Below are 18,196 nucleotides of genomic sequence, written 5' to 3' on the forward strand. Positions count from 1 at the left end.
TGGTTCGCGCAAGAGTGTTCGCACTGGCAGTGCAAGCCGACGACTCATTCTCGGAAAGAGATGGCCGCGCTTCCCGATAGCCACCTCATTGCTCAGCTCGTTGAGCAGCATCGGTCTTTGAGCAGCATAGCGCGAGAGTTGGGTGTTGACGCTCATCGACTTTCGATTCGGTGCAGGCTCATTGGCATTCCGTTCACACCGCGCGCACGACTCCTGGATAACAGTCAACTGCAGGCTGTGCTGCGACTGTTGGAGGAGGGTCGCCGACCGACAGAGGTTGCTCGCCTGACTCGGGTTTCGACCGCGACCGTCTATCGGATTCTCGGTGCGTCGCCCGAGCCTCATCTCGGGATTCGCCGCGCTGCCACTAGCAAGCAAACAGCGGCTGCCAAGCGGCACTGGATAGCACTCTGTAGGAAACATCCCATGGAGGGTGTGACAAGCCTGCGAGCAAAAGCGCCGACCGTCTATGCGCAGTTACATCGGAATGCACATGCGTGGCTCGCTCAACACAGCCCGAAGCATGCGCGAGCGGCACGACGCTCAGGTTCAAAGCGCTCTTTTCATCTGACGCGCACGTTGAGTTTGGCGGCAAGCTTGGCCGCCACTGATTGCAATCGCGGAAACCGACCACCGCAACGGCGCTCGAGGTATCGCCTTCAGCAAAAACTAGGCATCTCCGAGTATGCGCTCGCATCGACAGAGCTCGGAGCCAACAGCGCTTCGCTGACTCAGTCCAGGGGCGAGGCGATTGCGAATAGGGTTGACTGGGCCGGTAGGCGATTGCCCACAGGCCTTGCGTCCCCCGCTTGGCAGCTCGGAAAGGTTGCTGGTCTGCGGTCGATAACTGTTGAGATGGAACTTAAGAGGAGGAGAGGGGATGGGTCGTGAAGGATTGGAGGGTCGGCTTTTCTTAGCTGGAAAGATTCAGGAACAGGAGGACGCGACCGGCTTCCTCAACAGAATGCTTGATTACAGGTCCGCTGATTCGCGGAAGCAGCTCATCGAATTGCTTGGTAGCGCATCAGGGCGCTTCGCGTGGTCATTTCCGTCGCGATTGCAAGAAGCGATAGAGCTATTCCCGAGTGCCTTGCCCGAAATTGAGGTCCTGATTAAAAGCCATACGCGTTATCCGCTTTTTGCACCTTTCCTTGAAAATGCGAAGCGAAGACGCCTCTACATGCATCATCGAAAGACAGGTAATTCGGGGATAGCTAGCTCCTTTGGGATGCATGACAGGGCACGCTTTGGTGTATGCCTCAAGTGCGTGCAAGAGGACATGGAGAAAACCGACGGCCGCTTCACTTGCTGGCGGCGGGCCCACCTCATACCCGGAGCAACCTACTGTGCAGTTCACCAAGAGCTGCTGTACGCGCTCTGTGAGAGCTGTGAACTTGGACACCGTCGAAACAACGAGTCTATTTATCCAGCTAAGAAGTGCGCCTGCGGGAAGGCGCTGCGGCGCTTTGCTGCTCCAAAGCGGCAAAAGACTCAAGACGCTTTGTTGGCAATCGACTTGATGGCCGTCGACCTGATGCAAGGAACGTGTCCGGTCACGATAGAGCCTGGACTCATTCCTCAACACGCTCGAAGTTATCTGCTGCGCCAAGGGCAACCCGCGCGCGTGCATCTGAGAAAAGAGGCAAGGAGTTGGCTAACCGACGCCTTAGGCGAGGAGGGACTGGGGCTGCTTAACGTACGCGACAACACGGTAGAGCGGTTGCTCGGCAAGTTGGAAGACGGCCAGTATTTGATAAACCCTCGGCAAAACATCGCCTTCGTTTACACCGTCTTTGGCGACTGGGACGGGCTGAAAAAGGAGGTCGACCTTCGTCTGACGGATATCGACGCTTATGAGGCCTCGTGCCGCTACTCACCGGCACGCCGAAGGTCGGGGAAGGATACCAAAGCGGACTACATCCGCAGATTCAATAATCTTGACGAAAACGAACGAAAAGCGCGACGTACCGAAGCGCGTCAGTTCATACGGGAAGCTCTCAAGCGAAAGCCTTCACTCACACGAAATCAGCTCGCCACATTACCCGGCGGACGCTTGCTTTATGACTTTGCACTTCACATGGATACGGCTTGGCTTGAAAAGGCGATACCTCGCCGAACGCCTGAAAGGCACCAAAGAAAAAAAGTGAAGGCAAGGGTTGCGTTTCCGCTTGCTGTGTCTTCCACGAGTGAAAACGAGCTTGCGGACAGAATCTATGAAACGCGAGACCACTTGGTCCAGTTCAAAGCGCTTGAACGCATCACGCGCGCTCGCCTCCTGAACAACTCGACCAATGAATCTATACCGGGGTGGGCGGAGCGCACTCGGTCCGTTCGTGATGCGCTCGAAGCATGTGTTGATACAGAGGAAAGCTACCTAGAACGTCGAGTTGGTTACGTCTGCAAGAAAGTCGCAGAGGTGTCCATCCATCACCCGTACGGCTCTACATCGACTTACCAAGGCTTGAGCGTACATAAACTTACATCTCGTATTAGGGACGCGATGAAATGGCTAAGAAAGAACTCCGCATAGTTGGCGACTGCAGTCACCTTCCGTTCTCTCGCGCTGAAGGCGCGCGCCTGCGAGGGATAGCAGTTGCTGAGGGTACCCGCCCACCGCCTCATTCGCGATGGTCGTTGCCCGTAGATGAGGTCGAACTTCCGAAGGAGATTAGCCCGCAAGATTACGACCCGGATGACCCAGCTTCATTACGACTGCGTCTGCTCGGCGGCAACCCTGTGCTCAATTGGCCAATAGTCCTCCCTGAAACAGACCCGCGCGGCGTGTTGAGCGCGGATACGTTCGAGTGTTGGAAGAAGGCGAGTGACAGCCGAATCGGCGTTGCGGGCTACTACTACAGCTTCAAGGGCATGGGGAAGGTTGCCTGCCACTCGTGGCTCGAAGCTCGGCTGCTACGGTACTTTGAGATGTGCCCGTTCGTTGTCGAAATCCGAACGCAATACCCGCAATGGGACCGAGCAGAATTTCTCGAGTATTGCCGGTCCAACTCCCGATACCCCGACAACAGACTCCGAACAATCGATTTCATGCTCAGGCTCTGCTTGCCGGGTCTCCCTTATCACATCTACCACGGCGTTTCGGCAAAACCGGACGCACAGCTGTTAGACCGCAAGGTAATCACGCGACATAGGAAGGAGGCTGACGGCCTGTGGGAGTGGGGTGGAACGCATGAGCAAATGACCGAATTGACGGTTTCTGAACTTGAGACAACGAACTATGAACGTCTGCTCACGTACATGGGGCAACAAAGCACCGACGACATCCGCGGTCTGGCAAGACCGGCAGCCATTTTTGGAAGGGCGCTCAAGAAGTCTGAGGCAAAAGGCTCGATGGACCGAGTCGTTGGAATGGTCGGCAAGCGGCACGGCTGGAGCTTGAACGAAGCGTATCGAGTGATGGCAATAGCGTTCTTCTTGGGCCACCTCCAGTGGGACCATCGTTATGAGATACACCCTCTCGAGCCGATGCACCTGAAGAAGTAAAAGGCACAACCATCAAAACTCAAAAAGGAGCAAAAACATGAATATTAGGGACTACTATGGACCTAGACCGATTAACTTCAGGAAGTTCGAGTCCTTCGTACACATTCTGCCAAGCGGAAAGCAAACGTTATACCGATATCTAGGGGATAGTGAGCATTTCATCTACGCGGTCAAGCTCGGTGAAGCGCCGAATGGAGTGGCTGAAATTAGCGACCAAGATGATACTTTGAAGAATAGAGTCTCGTTCAAACGTGGGAGGGCCGAGAGCTGGTTTCGAGCTGGGCTGCTGCGGCCTATTGAGGAACGCGCGATTCCCGATGAGATGGAGGATGACGAGGCCATCGACTTCCGAATTCGTCAAAAGCAAGCGCTGGGCACGAAGGGCGTGAGAGACATGGTGTCGCGGCGGCGCATGATGGAATACATCGAAGGCTCCTTCGGAGATGACCCGTTTCGGGACGAAAATACTTACTCGGAGATGGTCAAGTGCGTAGAGGAGCTCTTTGAGGTAGACCCTAAGACCGTGAGAAAGTATTACGAGCGACACCTCTTTTATGGTGGGCATAAGAATGCTACCGCTGAGCAGCATTGGCGAAAAGGCGGAAAAGGCAAAAGCAGACGTGACTTGAAGGTCGACGGAAAGTACATCAAGCAGGGCAGGAAGACGTCCTCGGAGCGGCTTGACCCTGATACGCATCTCGGGAGAAAGCAACTCCGCCCTAAGATGCTGACTAGGTGGGTGAAATTTATCCGCGAGCATGCTGCCAAGGCCGCTACTACGGTTGTCGATTTGCTTGAGCGTTTCAAACTCAAGCTCGTTGGCTACAACCGCAACGAAGCGGGTGAGACGCAGTATTACCCGATTGACCCTCGCCACTATCCACCCGATTCATCGATGCTGGAGGAAGGACGAAAGGCGTTGATTGAGGCGCGCATTGAGTTGAAACGGCGCGCTGAAGAAGGTCGGAAAGCTGGGAGTACGGCTCAACTCGCCAATGGTGACTTGAACGTATTCGACATCGATGGCACCGTATCGACGAACTTTCTGCGGTTTGGTAGCGACTTTATTCAAATTGACGGAGCTCTCAAGCCTACGTTTCTCGTCGCTTTCGATAGAGGTAGCCAGTGCTGCATCGGCCATTATGTTACTTTAGGAAATGAGGATACCAACGCGTATCTTGCTTGTGTCTTCAGTGCCTACACCGACAAAGAGCGAGAGCTGCTGAGATGGGGCGTACCGAAGCTGAATGGGATGGTCTACGGTTGTGCGAGGAAAATCTTCGTTGACCGCTACGCAGGTATCTCGGAGAAGTTTCAACATGCGATTGTGACTCGCATGAGAGAGCAATTGTTGATGGCCGAACCAGGAGACCCAGAGGGCAAGGGCAATGTGGAAAACTTCATCGGCTATCTGCAGAAGGAACTGGGCAACCTTCCCGGCTCAAGTTACCAAGAGCCCGTAAGAGGCACGGGTGACGAAAAAGACGAGGTACGTTCGCGGAATCGTCTGAAGTTGAGAGATGCCCCTAAAGGTGCGGTCATAACCTTCCGGCAGTTCATGCAGGCGTTTCTTACGGCCATCAGCAAGTACAACGTCACGCATAAAGTCACCGACCTTCGCACGAAGGAAATGGCCAAAGCGGGCGTGGCCCCTGTACCAAAAGAAGTCTTTTTGTATAACCAGGCGCTTCAGAGAGGGGATGCATCATGGGATTGGACCGAAGAAAAAATCTTCCGGCAGTTGTCCGTGCCTTTCGAAAAAAAAGCTCCGGGAGGCTTTGTCTCGTTGGCCAGGCGAACTTACACCTCGCCGTTGCTTCAGCAGAAGGCGACCGAGTACGCAAAACGTAATGGCAATAAGACGATGGTAATCAAGGGGTACGAGTTATTCACCTCTCCCTTGCACCTCCTATGGGACAACGACGGAGAACTGGAGCTTCTCGACGCAACCGACGGCGCGTTGAAGGTCTACGGAGATGGGTACAAGTTTCTCCACGATTACATGACCATGCTGTCGAACGCCGATTTGGCGAAAAAGCGGGACAAGGAGCGCTTCCATGCACCTGTCGACAAGACCCCTGCGAAGCCGGTGTCCAAGGCTAAGCAAAAAAAGATGGAGAAGGTCGACGGCTGGACGAAGGGGGTCACTAAGGCTGAGGCCAAGGAGGCGGCGACTGCCTTCGGTCAGCATGACGACACCCGTGACTTGGTCACACGTCTGGGAGCACCCGCCGTTAGAGACGACGTTCCTGCGCAACGTGCGCCGGAGACAGATTTTCGTTCACAGCGCCCTCGACGACCGGTGGCCGTCGACTGGTAACCCGCCGGGTAGCCACGGTCTGAACACGAGACCGTGGCGATAGAGAAAGGTGGAAAATCCAGTGCTTTGCTGGGGGTTGTTTTCCTCGCTCAGCCATGCGGGACTTGGTGAGGGACACTTTCATTCGGTTTTGGCACCAAATTGGGGAATCATGCGTTTTTTGGGGGTATAACGGGGCTCGAAAAAGTGTCCCTCAAACCTCCGAGAAGCAAGTGTGGCCTGGCTTTCCGCGAAATGCGAAGTGCAATGGGGGACGCTTTCATTCTTGGGCAGCAAAGCGCCGGCTAGAAGCCGGCGTTTTTTTTATTGGAGCCCGCGCTTGCGGGCTCCTTCTCCGAGGGCGTCAGCGGCCCGTCAAAGCTCCGGGCGAGCCAGATCGCTCATGACAATGTGCTCGCCGTATACCTGCGCCGCGGCGATCGCCTCCAGCTTCGTGGGATACGGGCCGAGTTCGGGCGCGCCGTCGAATGGGAACAGCACGCGGCCGTCCGTCGTTCGAGTCACTTTCAATACGCCGAAGAAACGCCGATAGCCGGCGAGCTTCGAGCCTGCCGATATGTCGAAGTCTTCCTCTGACGTTGCCGGGACGCTGGGGATAAATGCGATCTTGCTCATGCTGAGTGGGACATCTCGTGTTCGATGGGCCAGCGTGCCGCGAAAAAAAAGCGCGTGCCGGCAGACGCCATTGTCTCAAATTCGAGGAAACGAGACGTCTCACAAAGGCGCCGAACACTGCAATGGCCGAGCGCAATCAACACATTTGCAACTAACAGCATAACTTTAAGACGTCAAAAACGCGGGTCTGCAAGCCGACCGGCCGCCCCTGAACCGCCCCGTGCGCGGGGTTTCGCCCGCCAGCCGCTCCCTGAGTCCTCATTCCCCCACTCGATGCCTATTTTTAAGGCAAGGTTATAATGCGCCATTCTTTTCGTCAGACCTATTCCATGAGCCGGTTACTTTGCCTGATTCTGCTTTCGCTCGGCCTCGCGCAAACCGCGATGGCAGAGGAAAACGGTGACCGCATGTCCGCGTATCTGACGCAGAAATTCGGCGTGGCAAAAGAAAAGGCTCAAAAGATTTCCGACGCGGTTCAATCCGCTGCATCGAAATATTCGCTGCCGCCCGCATTGCTGCTGGCGGTCATCTCGATCGAATCGCGCTTCAAGGAGAAGGCCAAGGGCGCGAATGGCGCGACAGGGCTGATGCAGGTCGTGCCGAGCGCGCATCGCGGACTTTTGAGGAACGTGAAAGATCTGACGGAGCCGACGACGAATATCGAAGTCGGCTCCGCGATTCTGTCGGGCTACGTGCGCTCGGCCAACGGCGACGTCAACGCCGCATTGAAGAACTACGGCGGCTCGCAAGCCTACGCGCAGAAAGTGAGCTTGCGTGCCGGCGATTTCGCGGGCGTCGCACCGTCGCGCGACCTCGCAAAGTCTGGAAATGCTCAAGACGCCGGCCTTTGCGACGCGCGGGCGAATGACCGCAGTTGCCCTGTGCCGGGCAACTGGATCAATGCTTTCACGGTTCCTGCGATAAAAGCCATCGGCGACGGCGCAGCGGCGTCGGCAACGCTTCCTGCTTCGTCGAACTGAGCGCCGCGCTTCGTCTCTTTCTCCGCTTGCTGGTCACTGCGCCGTCGTTAAGCCGCGGCCCTTGCATCGCCACGGCTTCGTGAAAGACAACGCAAGCCGCGCGCTGCCTGCTTTGCTGCATGCTTTTTACGCACGCGTGGCAACCGCTCTACAATGCATTTCCCTCGCGATTTGTTTCGCATTCACGCAGCGTTTTCCGATTGACCATGTCCACCTCGCTTTTCAAGATCACGACCGCGTCGCTGTGCGGCCTGATGACGCTGGCCGCCTGTAGCAGCGCGCCCACGCCCAAGTTTTCGCAGGAATTGTTCGAAACCGGCGCGAGCCCTTACGCGCGCAATTTCAACTCCAGCGTGACGGATTCCTGCGAGGCCGCGCGCCGCGCGTTGCTGAGTCAGGGCTATCTGACGACGATGACAGGCACCGACACCGTCGACGGAACCAAGAACTTCCAGCCGACCAGCGACACCCACGTGTCCGTCGAATTTCATGTGGTCTGTACGCCGGGCGAAGAGGCGAGCAGTACGAGCATCGTCTACGTCAATGCGGTGCAGAACGGCTTTGCGCTGAAGAAGAGCGATACGTCGGCGAGCGTCGGGTTGAGCGTGCTCGGCTCGCTATCGCTACCGATCCGCTCGAACAGCGACGCCATGGTGAAAATTTCCAGCGAAACGATTCCGTCGGGCAAGTTCTACGACCGCTTTTTCGGACTCGTCGATCATTACCTGCAAACGGTGGTGCGCACGCAGCCTGTCGTGAATGACCGCATCGAGACGCATCTGCTGCCGGTGCCGGTTGAAGCGACCGCGCCGTCGCCCGTTCTGTCCGACGCGATCGACAAAGCTGCTTCCGTCCAACCCGCCAGCGACCCGGGGGCATTGCGCTAACTTCCGATGCGCGCAGCGGCTGATGAGAATCGAAGCGCATTCAGCCTGCGAATTCAGCGCGCAGCGGCAGTTCTCCTATGTCTTTTATCTCAGACGTATACATACGTAGTAGTAGTTAACAAGGGCGCGTCCTGTCTGTGGATAACCGGCGATTCTTCCGTTACATCAAGGGAATGCGAAACCAATAACCGTGCGGAGCGGCACTGTAGAAAAGCTACCAGCCAGGGATAACTTTTCCGGCTCGAACCGATCGCTCCGGCTTATCAAGATTTCGCGCACAGGCTGTTCAATGCGCTATCCCAAAGTTATGCAGAGGTCGGTGTGGATAACTAGCCCGCTGCAGGCCGCGCAGGCGGGCCTTCCGGCGGCCGTGTTTTTTCCATCGGCGATCGCTCGCGAACGTACAGATCGCACGCGTCGACACGCGCAAATTGAAGCCGGACGGTACGAAGATTGCGTGTCTTCTTTTGCAAGCGCAACTGTTGCTATTTCGTCAAAACGAGTTTGCAATGACCGATTGAGGCATAGAGTTAAAGTGCTTTCTGAGGTTATTGATGCAGTGCGGGGGTGTGGAATGAAGCGCAGAACAGCACGACAGTTGGTCCGTCTTCTCTCGGACATCAGACATGCTACCCACTGCAGCACGCTGCGGGCGGCAGCCACTAACCGGGCGATGGCGGTTGCGTCGGCGGAGCGCGAAGCGGGCTCCACGGAGGGCGACGACAGCACCGACGCCACCCGCGACGTTCGTGAGAACAAGCCGGCGCGGAGCGGATCATGAGAACGGCGAGCGAACGTTCGTTGCGCTTTCTGGTCGAGAAATGGCTCGCGCCGGCGGCTTCGGCCGCGGTACGCGTCACGGAATTCAGTCGTACCCGTGTGGGCGGCCGTCGCTACGTGCGCGTGGAGACCTTGGCTGAAACGGGATCACGAGGTCTTTTCTTCTTCCGTCACGACGACGGCTGCTGGTGCGTGTTCCCGCCCACCGGCGAGACGCGGCATCTCTATGCGCATCCTCGGGCGGCTTGACGGCGGCTGCAGCACGCTGCTGTCGACACGCTCACTTTCATTGTTCTGAGAAAAGCGTCGGTTTTCGGGCATCGGTTTTCGGATGACGTCGAGCCCGACGGCCATCCGGAGCCACGCCAGGCTGCGCGATGATCGCGCGACGCGCGCGCGGCTTCGGGCACAATGGCCTGCATAAGCCCCATCGACCGCGACCGGCGGCGCGCATCGGGCGACCTTCTCAGGCAATTCCATGGACGACAAGGACCGGATCGCCGGCGCCGCGAAGGCGCTCGCGATCATCGAGGCATTCGACGAAGAACACGCGCGCATGACGCCGACGGCAGTCGCCGCGCGCGCGGGCCTCTCGCGCACGGCGGCGCGGCGGTATCTGCTGACGCTGCGCGAACTCGGCTACATCGATACGGACGGCAAGCTCTTCTGGCTCGCGCCGCGCGTGTTGCGACTCGGCCAGTCGTATCTCGATTCGGCGCGCTTGCCGCGCACGGTGCAGCCCTTTCTCCAGCGGATCACCGCGACGCTCCAGGAAACGGCGCTCGTTGCGATTCTCGACGAACACGATGTGGTCTACGTGGCGCGCAACGGCGTGAATCGGGCGATGGCGGTCGGCTTCGTGCTTGGCTCGCGCGCGCCGGCGCCTTTGTCATCGGCGGGACTGGTGTTGCTGGCGTTCCGGGCGCCGGAGGGTATCGAACAGTGGCTCGCGTCTTATCCGATCAAGGTGTTCACGCCGCACACCTATTCCACCATCGAACGGCTGCGGGAAGTGCTCGGCGAAATTCGCCGCAACGGCTACGTGGTCACGGACCAGCAACTCGAACTCGGCGTGCGCGGCGTTGCCGTGCCGTTGCGCGACCGGCATGGCACGGTCGTCGCGGCGATCAGCGTCAGTATGCCGATCGGTCAGGAATCGGCTAACGCCGCGCTGCACCGCGTTCTGCCGACGCTACTCGAAACCGCGAGCCTGCTGCGCAATCTGGTCTGACGCGACGTAGGTAATCGCCCTGGTAACGGGCGTTTTCTGGGTGAAAGCGCGTCGAAAGGGAGCTGTCTCCCGGAAAATACATATCGAGTTTTGCGCATGACAAACCGCCTACGCCAGGTAATACTCTCCCGCGGGGAACGGCAGGGCGCCTGCCGTCCGCCCGGCTTCACCGTGCAGCTATTCCATTCACATTGATTCAGTCGTTGAGGATTTGGGGAACAACACATGAAAAAGGTTATCGTCTCGCTCGCAGCTGCATCTTTCGCACTGGTCTCGGCTCAGGCTTTCGCACAAGCATCGGACACGACCGCACCGGCCGCCGCCGCTAGCGCACCGAAGAAGCATCACATCAAGAAGCTGAAGACGCATGGTAAGCGCGCTGGGGTTTCGTCGGCAGCATCGGCAGCCGGCACGAACGACAAGGGCACGACGAACTAAGCAGGCGCTCGTTCGCGAGGCGTGCCGCTTCGTTGCATCACGTCGCGCCGGTTCCGGCGCTTCGCCATTCGCAGCGGATTCGCAGCCGACGACGCAAACAATAAAGGCCAGAGCAAAAGCTCTGGCCTTTATTGTTTGCGGCTGCGTGTCGGCCGCTTTTCCGCCGCGCTTCAACAATATCTCAGCGACGCCGTGCCCGCATTCAGCCCGCCAGGCCGCGCCTGATCACTTCATCCAGCAGCCCGGTCATGCCGTCGGGATGTGTGGCCGCGCGCTCCTTCAGCTCCGTGACCAACACGTCGTTCAGCTTGCATGCGAACGCGACGAGGCCCTGCGCCTGATCCAGCTTGCGCTGCTCGCGGCGATCGAGTTTCGGCGCGGCCGCCGAAGCCTTGCCGAAGCGATCGGCGGTGGCTTGCTTCATTGCGTTGTTCAGCTTCAGCGCCTTGTTCTTTTCAAGGTCGGTTTTTTTCATCGCCATACGGAAGGCCTCTGCCAGATAAGTAATCCCGCATTGTACGCAGGGTGTCGCGCGTCAGGGCGACGCGCCGGACTCGCCCGGCGCCACGCTGTCCATCAACGCGCGCATTCTTTGCCAATGCGTGCCTTCCCAGAACACGCGACGGCAGATGTCGCAAGTGACAAAGAGGTTGTGCCGCTGCAGGACGCCGTCCGGCGCGCGGTCGCCCACTTCGTGTTTCGCGATGCGCCGTAGCGGCGCATTGCACATCAGGCAGAGACGGAACGGCTGCGCGCTTCCCGCGAGATCGAGCCGTTCGAACACTTCGCGCAACTGCTCGCGCGGCCTGAGCGCGCGAACGTAGCAGCCATGCGTGATCGCGCGGCGTTTCAACAGTTCGCGATCGCGCGTCAGGACGATGCGCTCCTCGGCGGCCGCGAGCGCTTCGATATCGGCGTCGGGATAGTGATTGTCGTAGAGCGTATCGAAGCCGGCCAGCCGCAGCAGCGGCGCGAGACCGCCAAGATGCGCATCGGCGATGAAGCGCATCACGCGCAGCGGCCGTTCGCGCACGCGCAGCAGCGGGCGAATGTCGAGCGCTTCGAACTTCGGATACACGGAGACGCGATCGCCGTCCGCGATAGGGTGATTGAAACCGACCGACTCGCCGTTCACCAGGATCAGTTCGACTTCGGTATGCGGCACGCCGAGCGCTTCGATCGTGTGCTTCGTGGTGGCGCCGCGCGCGCACGCGTACGTGAACGCGCGCCGGCGCAGCGGCCGGGCGAGAAAATCGTTCAGCTCCTCATAGAAGCGGAATGTCGCGGTGACCATCGCAGCAGTATCGCACCGTGCGTCGTTGCGCGCTTTTCCTGCATATGTCGCATGGGTGTGCTTTACTTCCAGTTCTTTAGAAGACGGAGCCACAGATGGACATCGGTTTTATCGGTCTCGGCGAGATGGGCGCTGCGATGGTTGCAAACATTCTGAAAGCCGGGCATCAGGTGCGCGTGTGGAACCGCTCGCCGGAACGCGCGCAGCCGCTCGCCGATGCGGGCGCGCGCATCGTTGCCACGCCGGCCGAAGCGTTTGCCGGCGACGCCGTGTTTTCCATGCTCGCCGACGACGCCGCGTTGCGCGAAGTCGTGACGGCTTCGTTGCTGGAGCACGCGCCGCGCGGGTTGATCCACGTGAACATGGCGACGATCTCGGTTGCGCTCGCCGAAGAACTCGCGACGGCGCACGCATCGCGCGGCGTCCACTACGTGGCCGCGCCGGTGTTGGGCCGCCCGGACGTGGCGGCGGCGGCTAAGCTGACGATCGTCGCCGGCGGGCCGGCTGAGTCGATCGACCGCGTGCAGCCGATTTTCGACGCGATCGGCCAGAAGACCTGGCGCATCGGTTCGCTGCCGCAACAGGCCAACGTGATGAAGCTCGCGGCGAACTTCATGCTCGGCGCGGCCGTCGAGACGCTCGGCGAAGCCGCCGCCCTCGTGTCCGGACACGGCCTCGCGATTCAGGACTTTCTCGACGTCATCACGAGCGGGATTTTCCCCGGACCGGTGTACGCGGGCTACGGCAAGATGATCGCGGAGAACAGCTACGAGCCTGCACTCTTCAAGGCGCGCCTCGGACTGAAGGATTTGCGGCTCGCGCTCGCCGCGGCCGACGCGGTCACGACGCCGCTGCCTATCGCGAGCGTGGTGCGCGATAGCCTGATCGAGGCGGTCGCGCATGGCGACGGCGAGAAGGATTTCGCGGTGCTCGGCCAGGTCGCGGCGCGCCGGGCCGGCCGTTAAGGCGTGCGGAACATGGGGCTGGCGGCCCTTGAAGCGCATGCTTCAAGGGCATAATAACAATCCGACTTCTTCCGCGTTGATGCCATGAGCCTGCATACCTGGTGGCTGTACGTCGCCACCGTTTTTGTCGTTTCCGCCATTCCGGGCCCGAACATGTTGCTCGTGATGACGCACGGCGCCCAGCACGGGCTGCGCCGCGCCAGTGCGACGATGGCGGGCTGCCTGTCGGCGCTGGTGTTGATGCTGGCGGTGTCGGCGGCGGGACTCGGCGTGTTTCTCGAAGCGTGGCCGGCCATGTTCAACGCCCTGCGCATGATCGGCGCGGCCTATCTGGTCTATCTCGGCATCAAGGCATGGCGCGCGCCCGCCGACGAAGCCGCGGCGACCGAAACCGACCCGCTCGCCGCGAAACCTGCGCGTTCGCGTTTCGCGTTGTTTCGCAATGGTTTTCTGGTGGCGAGCAGCAACCCGAAGGCGATTCTGTTTGCCGCCGCGCTGCTGCCGCAGTTCATCGACGCCTCGTTGCCCAAGCTGCCGCAGTTCGGCGTGCTGGTGGCCACGTTCGCGGCCATCGAAGTGAGCTGGTATCTCGTGTATGCGGGGTTTGGCACGCGCATCGGCAGCCGTCTGAAAAGCCGCAACGTTGCGCGCTTGTTCAATCGGCTGACGGGCGGCGTGTTTGTCGGGTTCGGCGCGATGATGGCGCTGGTGCGGCATTGACGCTTCCGCCGTGGCGAGGCTGTCGCCAAGCACATGTTGTGAATGCGCAACAAGAAGGGAGAACCCTGATTTTCATGTTGCGTCGCACCAAACGATTTGCTATAGTTCGTTTTGTCTCCTCCATGTCTCCTCTGATATGGATTCAGCCCGCCCACATAGGCGGGCTTTTTTTTGCCCGCGGTTTTTGTCCCGCCTAAGTCCCGCCTAAAGCAAAGCCGGCTGATCCGCACGGAAGGAGCCGGCTTTGTCGCTGGTTGATGCAATCGCAGGTTGAGGCGCTGGCTGGATCGGCGTCGCGTTAGAACTTGTAAGAAAGCGCGAGGAACGAAATGATCGGGTCAGCCTTCAGCTCGGCCTTCGAAACGCCCAGTTCCGTGCCGTCCGCGGCCTTGATGATCACCGACGAAGTCGTCTTCAGCGGAATGTAGGTCACCGAGGCCACCAGTCCCCAATGGTCCGTGATGTTGTACGCGAGCCCCGCGTTGAACACCGGCGCCCACGACGACGAAGCCTTGGCAGAGACCTGCGTTTTACCCGGCTTGCCCGCGCCGGCCGCCAGGATGGCCCCGAGGTTGTCCTGCGTCGACTTCACGAAGTTCTGGCTCAACTGGACATCGGAAAACCAGTTATACGAGACGCCGATGCCGAGGAAAGGCCGCAGCTTCGCTGTCGGCGCATTGAAGTAGTACTGAAAGAGCAGCGCCGGGCTCCACTGACGCACGCTCTTCACGATCGGATTCGCCTGTGGATCGCCGATGTCCTGCTGGCCGAGCGCCCCCGCCGGTCCGGGCGGCTTGATCGTGCCGTGCCCGTAAATCTTGAACACCGGCGGCACGCCCGCCACCGTGGACACGGCAATGTGATCAGTCAGGTAATGGCTGAACACAAGGCCGACCGTGTTGGCGGTGTTCGTCGACAGACTCGTGCCCTCCGACGTGAACGAGTTCGGCAGGCGTAGCGGCGTGTTGATCGGCGTCGGCGCGACGTTGGTGGTCAACGGCGTGCTCGAATCCTTCGGCATCACGTGGAACCAGCCGAGCACGGCGACGTTGTCGCCCGCATGTTGCGCGTATGCACTGGCGGAGAGGCACGCGGCCAGTATCGCGAGACAGATTTTTTTCATGTGTTGCTCTCCTTGGGCGCTCGTGCGACGCAAGGCGCGCGCGGCGAGCGTGGGCGGCTGGGCCAGATGAGGCATTGGGCCGGCGCGCCTTATAGACGGTGTGGACGTCTCACGCCGCCCGCCGCTCCGCGAGCGTGCGCGGCGGGCAGGCGCGAGCGTTCCGTTACCTGCTGGCGGCGCTTGGCACGCGTTACTGGACGAATGCGCCGATCGTGAAATACGGCGAGGCCGAGTTGGTCAGATCGAGATAGCCGAACACTCCGCCGGTGAAAATCATCTTTCCGGTCGGCGTGTTGCCGGTGGAGGCGCCCACATGCGTCGTCGTGACCACGCCCGGCACGGTTTGCGTGAAGTCCAGATTCAGCGCCGTCGCGAGCGAGGCCTGCGACGGGTTGAACGGGTCCAGCAGCGTGGCCTGCGTGCCTTCGAGCGCGGTCGTGCGATAGTCGAACTGGCTATCCACGCCGATGTACTCACCGTTTTGCGAGTTCACCGCGATCGGGTTTTGCGGCGCGAGAATCGAGATGCCCGATTCATCGTCGGCGTAGGGGCCGACCGCGCCGTTTTGCGGCGTCGTGACCGACGAGTTCGCCGCGCCCGTGCGCACGAAAATCGGCACGAGCTGGTTGCGCAGTTTGCCGACGATCATGTAGCCGCGCGCTTCCGGCGTGGCGGCGAGCGTGGGCTTGGCTTGACCTTGGAAGTTGTTGGTCTGGAACGCGCCGCTGCCGTCCGTCGCCTGCGCGAAGTTGCTGCCCGGCTGTTGGCATTTGCCCGCGTTCACGCCGGAGTTGTCGCACTCCGTCCACGTGCCGTCCGCGTTGATCGTGATCTTCGAATCCACGGTGACCGGCGCGAAATTCTGCGACGGCACCTGGTGATAGCCGAGCTGGTTGTAGGTGCCGGCCACCTTCGCGAGATCCGTTTCAATCGACGAAAAGCCGATAAACGGGTAGTACGGGAACTTGGTATCCGGCACCGCGCCCACGCCGAGAATGCCGCCGAACGAAATTTCCGCGCCGGGAATGGTGCCGCCCGCGACGCCCTCGCCGACAAAAATTCGCGCCGGACGATTGGGATCGAGACTCGCGCCGTTCAGGCGGAACGCGCACTGGTTCAGTTTGTTGGTTGGCAGCAGGGTTTCCTGCGTGAGCGTGCCGCTCGCGGTCTGGCCCGCGCGCGTCGGCGCGACCGTGCCGGTGGTCGCGGGAATCGGGGACTCGACGTAGCTCACCTGCCACGTCATCTTGGTCGTGTCGAGTTGCAGCTTGACGAGTTCGCCGTCACCGCCACCGCCTGTGTAGACCGTGTTGTAATCGAGCGAAGCGGGACACAGCCGCACTTCCGTCATCGGGCCGTCACCGTTGCCGCCGCCCCCACCACCGCCGCATGCCGCCAGCAACGGTGCTGCCAACGCGAGCACCGACAGGAATCTCCATTTCATACCGCCTCCAGAATTTTTTCGTTGTGGGTGGCCGGCTCCCTGTCCAGCCACCGTTTGCTTTTTTATTGCTCGTGCTGCGAACTACGTTGTTTCACCGGCTATTTGCCGATTACTTGCTGATTTGCGCTCCGATACCGAAGTACGGCGTGCTCGACGTATCGGAGTTAGCCGACGTCGAAGCGACGCCGCCGTTCTCCGTGCCCTGGATCTCGATCGCGTAGAGGCCGCCCGACGCGATCGCGAGGCCGGTTTTGCCGTTCGCGTCCTGGACGCCGACGAGTCCGGGGCTCGCGAGGCCATAGCCCAGCCCGAAGCCGCTTTCGGCCGCCGAAGTCGACGGATTGATGAAGGTGCCGACCTTGCCCTGAATCAAAGTCGCGGTGTACTTGAAGTTCGAATCCGCGCCGGCGTAGCCGCCGTCGAAGCCGCCGGAGGCGAGCGGTGTCGCCGTGGCGAGCATGGCGATGCCGGATTCGTCGTCGACCTTCGCGTCCAGATGGGCCGGCGCCGTGCCGAGGTTGACGTAGCCGGTGCGCACGATGAGCGGCACCGTCGCGCCATTAATCTGGCCGAGAATCATGTGCGCCGTGCCGGACTTGCCGGTTTTGCCGATCAGCGGCAGGCTGAGTTGCTGCCCGATCTGCGGCGCTTGCTGGCTGTCGAAGTAGCCGTTGCTGTTGAGCGTCAGCGGGTTGCCGGTGGTCAGGCAGCCGCCGGCGTTCGGCGAGTAGTTCGGGTTGGCGGTGTTGCTGCCGGTGCAGGTGCCGCTCGCGTCGAAGGTTTCGACCGTGCTGGTCGCGACCGTCGAGTAATTGCCCGACGGCACCAGGTGATACAGCAGGCCGTTGTAAGTGCCGGGCAGCTTGGTGATGTCGGTGGTCGTGCTGGCGAAACCGAGGAACGGGTAGAAGTCGAAGTGGCGATTCGGCACTGCGCCGATGCCGGAGCCGGCGAGCGGAATTGACAGTCCGTCGAACTGGACCGTCGCGCCCGGAATGCCACCGCCCGCGACGCCCAGGCCGACGAGCACCATCGGCGGATTCGGGTTGTTGGTGAAGTCGGGCGTGGTGTACGGCTGGCCGTCACCGGCTGCGGTGCCGCTGCCCGCGCCGAGTATGAAGGCGCAGCGCGTTTGCTCGGCGGTCGGCAGTGTGCCGGCGGGCGGATGGATTACCGCGCCGGTGATCTGCGTGCCCGCGCGCGTCGGGGTGACGCTGCCGGTGCGCAGAGGAATCGGCGACTCCAGCCACTTCAGCGTATAGGTCATCGCGGTGGCGTCGATATTCAGCTGAACCACTTCGCCACTGCCTGCGCCGCCGAGATACGTGGTTTCGGCGATGTCTGCGGTGGCCGGACACAACGCCGCTGCGGTGGCGGTCGATGCGGGCGGCCCCTGGACGCCGCAGCTCGATCCCGAGCATTGCGGCGCGCTGATCGGGCCGGGCGTGTCGGATTTGCCGCCGCCGCAAGCGATAAGAAAAGGAGTCGTGGCAATAGCCATTGCCAAGCCTCGAATAATGGCGTCTGCCATGTTGCTGTCTCCCTTCATGTAATTGTGCGAGCTAATTTCGCCGCGCGATTAATGCCTGTCAATTGAATGAGGCGTCTAAAAAGATCGATTCAAACAGCGGCTATCAGGCCGCGCGCGCAGTGCATGGGACGAAGCGGACCTTTTAAACAAAAACATGAATTCGACGCGAAACGGCGGCTCGTTGTTTCGCCGCAAGCCCTTACCAGGTAAGCCTTAGAACAAAAAGGCTCTATCATCTTCGAACGAGTGTTCGAAAAAAAATCGGGAGTTTCCCTAGGCGGAAAACTGTGCTGTCCGAATGGTTCGCGGGGAAGAATTACCGGAAATCAGGGATGTCCGCCGATTTTTAAATTTCTAAGTCGAGCAG

General features: G+C 60.2%; 17 protein-coding genes. 11 read left to right on the forward strand and 6 right to left on the reverse strand.

Translation table 11 applies throughout. The features are described 5' to 3' along the window. Positions 1-60 precede the first annotated feature (60 nt). The 4 genes from VOM14_RS31445 (at position 61) to VOM14_RS19025 (ending at position 5,821) form a co-directional block, all read left to right on the forward strand. Positions 61-891: a TnsD family Tn7-like transposition protein gene (locus VOM14_RS31445; protein WP_442955561.1), complete on the forward strand. Its 831-nt coding sequence runs from the start codon at positions 61-63 to the stop codon at positions 889-891. Beyond that, entirely contained in the window at positions 881-2,530 is a 1,650-nt protein-coding gene (locus tag VOM14_RS19015) for a TniQ family protein (RefSeq protein WP_327630277.1), read from the forward strand. Before VOM14_RS31445 ends, VOM14_RS19015 begins: the two co-directional genes overlap by 11 nt. Positions 2,531-2,634: 104 nt before the next feature. After that, positions 2,635-3,501, forward strand: coding sequence for a hypothetical protein (locus tag VOM14_RS19020; protein WP_327630278.1), 867 nt, complete (start codon positions 2,635-2,637; stop codon positions 3,499-3,501). Positions 3,502-3,538: 37 nt separating this feature from the next. Then, complete coding sequence (locus VOM14_RS19025; RefSeq protein WP_327630279.1) at positions 3,539-5,821, forward strand: hypothetical protein; 2,283 nt, start codon at positions 3,539-3,541, stop codon at positions 5,819-5,821. A 354-nt stretch (positions 5,822-6,175) separates the two neighbouring features. On the opposite strand, the gene VOM14_RS19030 is transcribed toward VOM14_RS19025, so the two are convergent. Then, a complete protein-coding gene (locus VOM14_RS19030) occupies positions 6,176-6,436 on the reverse strand; it encodes a DUF6723 family protein (protein ID WP_327630280.1) in 261 nt (86 codons plus the stop codon). A 329-nt stretch (positions 6,437-6,765) separates the two neighbouring features. On the opposite strand from VOM14_RS19030, the gene VOM14_RS19035 reads away from it, so the two are divergent. The 5 genes from VOM14_RS19035 to VOM14_RS19055 all read left to right on the forward strand — a co-directional run bounded on the left by VOM14_RS19035 (position 6,766) and on the right by VOM14_RS19055 (position 10,752). Beyond that, entirely contained in the window at positions 6,766-7,416 is a 651-nt protein-coding gene (locus VOM14_RS19035) for a lytic transglycosylase domain-containing protein (RefSeq protein WP_327630281.1), read from the forward strand. A gap of 206 nt (positions 7,417-7,622) precedes the next feature. After that, entirely contained in the window at positions 7,623-8,303 is a 681-nt protein-coding gene (locus VOM14_RS19040) for a DUF2242 domain-containing protein (RefSeq protein WP_327630282.1), read from the forward strand. A 777-nt stretch (positions 8,304-9,080) separates the two neighbouring features. Next, positions 9,081-9,332 (forward strand): hypothetical protein, encoded by a 252-nt coding sequence (locus VOM14_RS19045; RefSeq protein ID WP_327630283.1) that lies wholly within the window; start codon positions 9,081-9,083, stop codon positions 9,330-9,332. Between the two features lie 229 nt (positions 9,333-9,561). Next, on the forward strand, positions 9,562-10,314 hold the full coding sequence (locus VOM14_RS19050) for an IclR family transcriptional regulator domain-containing protein (RefSeq protein WP_327630284.1): 753 nt from the start codon (positions 9,562-9,564) through the stop codon (positions 10,312-10,314). A 225-nt stretch (positions 10,315-10,539) separates the two neighbouring features. Continuing rightward, a complete protein-coding gene (locus VOM14_RS19055; protein ID WP_327630285.1) occupies positions 10,540-10,752 on the forward strand; it encodes a hypothetical protein in 213 nt (70 codons plus the stop codon). A gap of 202 nt (positions 10,753-10,954) precedes the next feature. Here VOM14_RS19055 and VOM14_RS19060 read toward each other — a convergent pair whose 3' ends face one another. Next, positions 10,955-11,233: a hypothetical protein gene (locus tag VOM14_RS19060; protein ID WP_327630286.1), complete on the reverse strand. Its 279-nt coding sequence runs from the start codon at positions 11,231-11,233 to the stop codon at positions 10,955-10,957. A gap of 54 nt (positions 11,234-11,287) precedes the next feature. Further along, positions 11,288-12,046 (reverse strand): Mut7-C RNAse domain-containing protein, encoded by a 759-nt coding sequence (locus VOM14_RS19065; RefSeq protein ID WP_327630287.1) that lies wholly within the window; start codon positions 12,044-12,046, stop codon positions 11,288-11,290. Positions 12,047-12,141: 95 nt separating this feature from the next. Here VOM14_RS19065 and VOM14_RS19070 point away from each other — a divergent pair, with 95 nt between their 5' ends. Continuing rightward, positions 12,142-13,011 (forward strand): NAD(P)-dependent oxidoreductase, encoded by an 870-nt coding sequence (locus VOM14_RS19070; protein WP_327630288.1) that lies wholly within the window; start codon positions 12,142-12,144, stop codon positions 13,009-13,011. Positions 13,012-13,095: 84 nt separating this feature from the next. After that, positions 13,096-13,731, forward strand: a complete 636-nt coding sequence (locus tag VOM14_RS19075) for a LysE family translocator (protein ID WP_327630289.1) — start codon at positions 13,096-13,098, stop codon at positions 13,729-13,731. Positions 13,732-14,029: 298 nt separating this feature from the next. Here the strand turns inward: VOM14_RS19075 and VOM14_RS19080 are convergent, their stop codons facing one another. The 3 genes from VOM14_RS19080 to VOM14_RS19090 form a co-directional block, all read right to left on the reverse strand. Then, positions 14,030-14,854, reverse strand: coding sequence for an OmpW/AlkL family protein (locus VOM14_RS19080; protein WP_327630290.1), 825 nt, complete (start codon positions 14,852-14,854; stop codon positions 14,030-14,032). Positions 14,855-15,044: 190 nt separating this feature from the next. Continuing rightward, positions 15,045-16,298, reverse strand: coding sequence for a DUF2957 domain-containing protein (locus VOM14_RS19085; protein WP_327630291.1), 1,254 nt, complete (start codon positions 16,296-16,298; stop codon positions 15,045-15,047). A gap of 109 nt (positions 16,299-16,407) precedes the next feature. Then, positions 16,408-17,829, reverse strand: coding sequence for a DUF2957 domain-containing protein (locus tag VOM14_RS19090; RefSeq protein WP_327630292.1), 1,422 nt, complete (start codon positions 17,827-17,829; stop codon positions 16,408-16,410). Positions 17,830-18,196: the final 367 nt, after the last annotated feature.

Origin of the sequence: Paraburkholderia sp. MPAMCS5, from assembly GCF_036016995.1 — a bacterium.
GTDB lineage: Bacteria > Pseudomonadota > Gammaproteobacteria > Burkholderiales > Burkholderiaceae > Paraburkholderia.

Excerpts from the sequence above, each read along its gene's own strand:
- VOM14_RS31445 (WP_442955561.1), top strand. The coding sequence starts at position 61 with ATGGCCGCGCTTCCCGATAGCCACCTCATTGCTCAGCTCGTTGAGCAG.
- VOM14_RS19015 (WP_327630277.1), top strand. The coding sequence starts at position 881 with ATGGGTCGTGAAGGATTGGAGGGTCGGCTTTTCTTAGCTGGAAAGATT.
- VOM14_RS19025 (WP_327630279.1), top strand. The coding sequence starts at position 3,539 with ATGAATATTAGGGACTACTATGGACCTAGACCGATTAACTTCAGGAAG.
- VOM14_RS19030 (WP_327630280.1), bottom strand. The coding sequence starts at position 6,436 with ATGAGCAAGATCGCATTTATCCCCAGCGTCCCGGCAACGTCAGAGGAA.
- VOM14_RS19035 (WP_327630281.1), top strand. The coding sequence starts at position 6,766 with ATGAGCCGGTTACTTTGCCTGATTCTGCTTTCGCTCGGCCTCGCGCAA.
- VOM14_RS19040 (WP_327630282.1), top strand. The coding sequence starts at position 7,623 with ATGTCCACCTCGCTTTTCAAGATCACGACCGCGTCGCTGTGCGGCCTG.
- VOM14_RS19045 (WP_327630283.1), top strand. The coding sequence starts at position 9,081 with ATGAGAACGGCGAGCGAACGTTCGTTGCGCTTTCTGGTCGAGAAATGG.
- VOM14_RS19050 (WP_327630284.1), top strand. The coding sequence starts at position 9,562 with ATGGACGACAAGGACCGGATCGCCGGCGCCGCGAAGGCGCTCGCGATC.
- VOM14_RS19055 (WP_327630285.1), top strand. The coding sequence starts at position 10,540 with ATGAAAAAGGTTATCGTCTCGCTCGCAGCTGCATCTTTCGCACTGGTC.
- VOM14_RS19060 (WP_327630286.1), bottom strand. The coding sequence starts at position 11,233 with ATGGCGATGAAAAAAACCGACCTTGAAAAGAACAAGGCGCTGAAGCTG.
- VOM14_RS19065 (WP_327630287.1), bottom strand. The coding sequence starts at position 12,046 with ATGGTCACCGCGACATTCCGCTTCTATGAGGAGCTGAACGATTTTCTC.
- VOM14_RS19070 (WP_327630288.1), top strand. The coding sequence starts at position 12,142 with ATGGACATCGGTTTTATCGGTCTCGGCGAGATGGGCGCTGCGATGGTT.
- VOM14_RS19075 (WP_327630289.1), top strand. The coding sequence starts at position 13,096 with ATGAGCCTGCATACCTGGTGGCTGTACGTCGCCACCGTTTTTGTCGTT.
- VOM14_RS19080 (WP_327630290.1), bottom strand. The coding sequence starts at position 14,854 with ATGAAAAAAATCTGTCTCGCGATACTGGCCGCGTGCCTCTCCGCCAGT.
- VOM14_RS19085 (WP_327630291.1), bottom strand. The coding sequence starts at position 16,298 with ATGAAATGGAGATTCCTGTCGGTGCTCGCGTTGGCAGCACCGTTGCTG.
- VOM14_RS19090 (WP_327630292.1), bottom strand. The coding sequence starts at position 17,829 with ATGGCAGACGCCATTATTCGAGGCTTGGCAATGGCTATTGCCACGACT.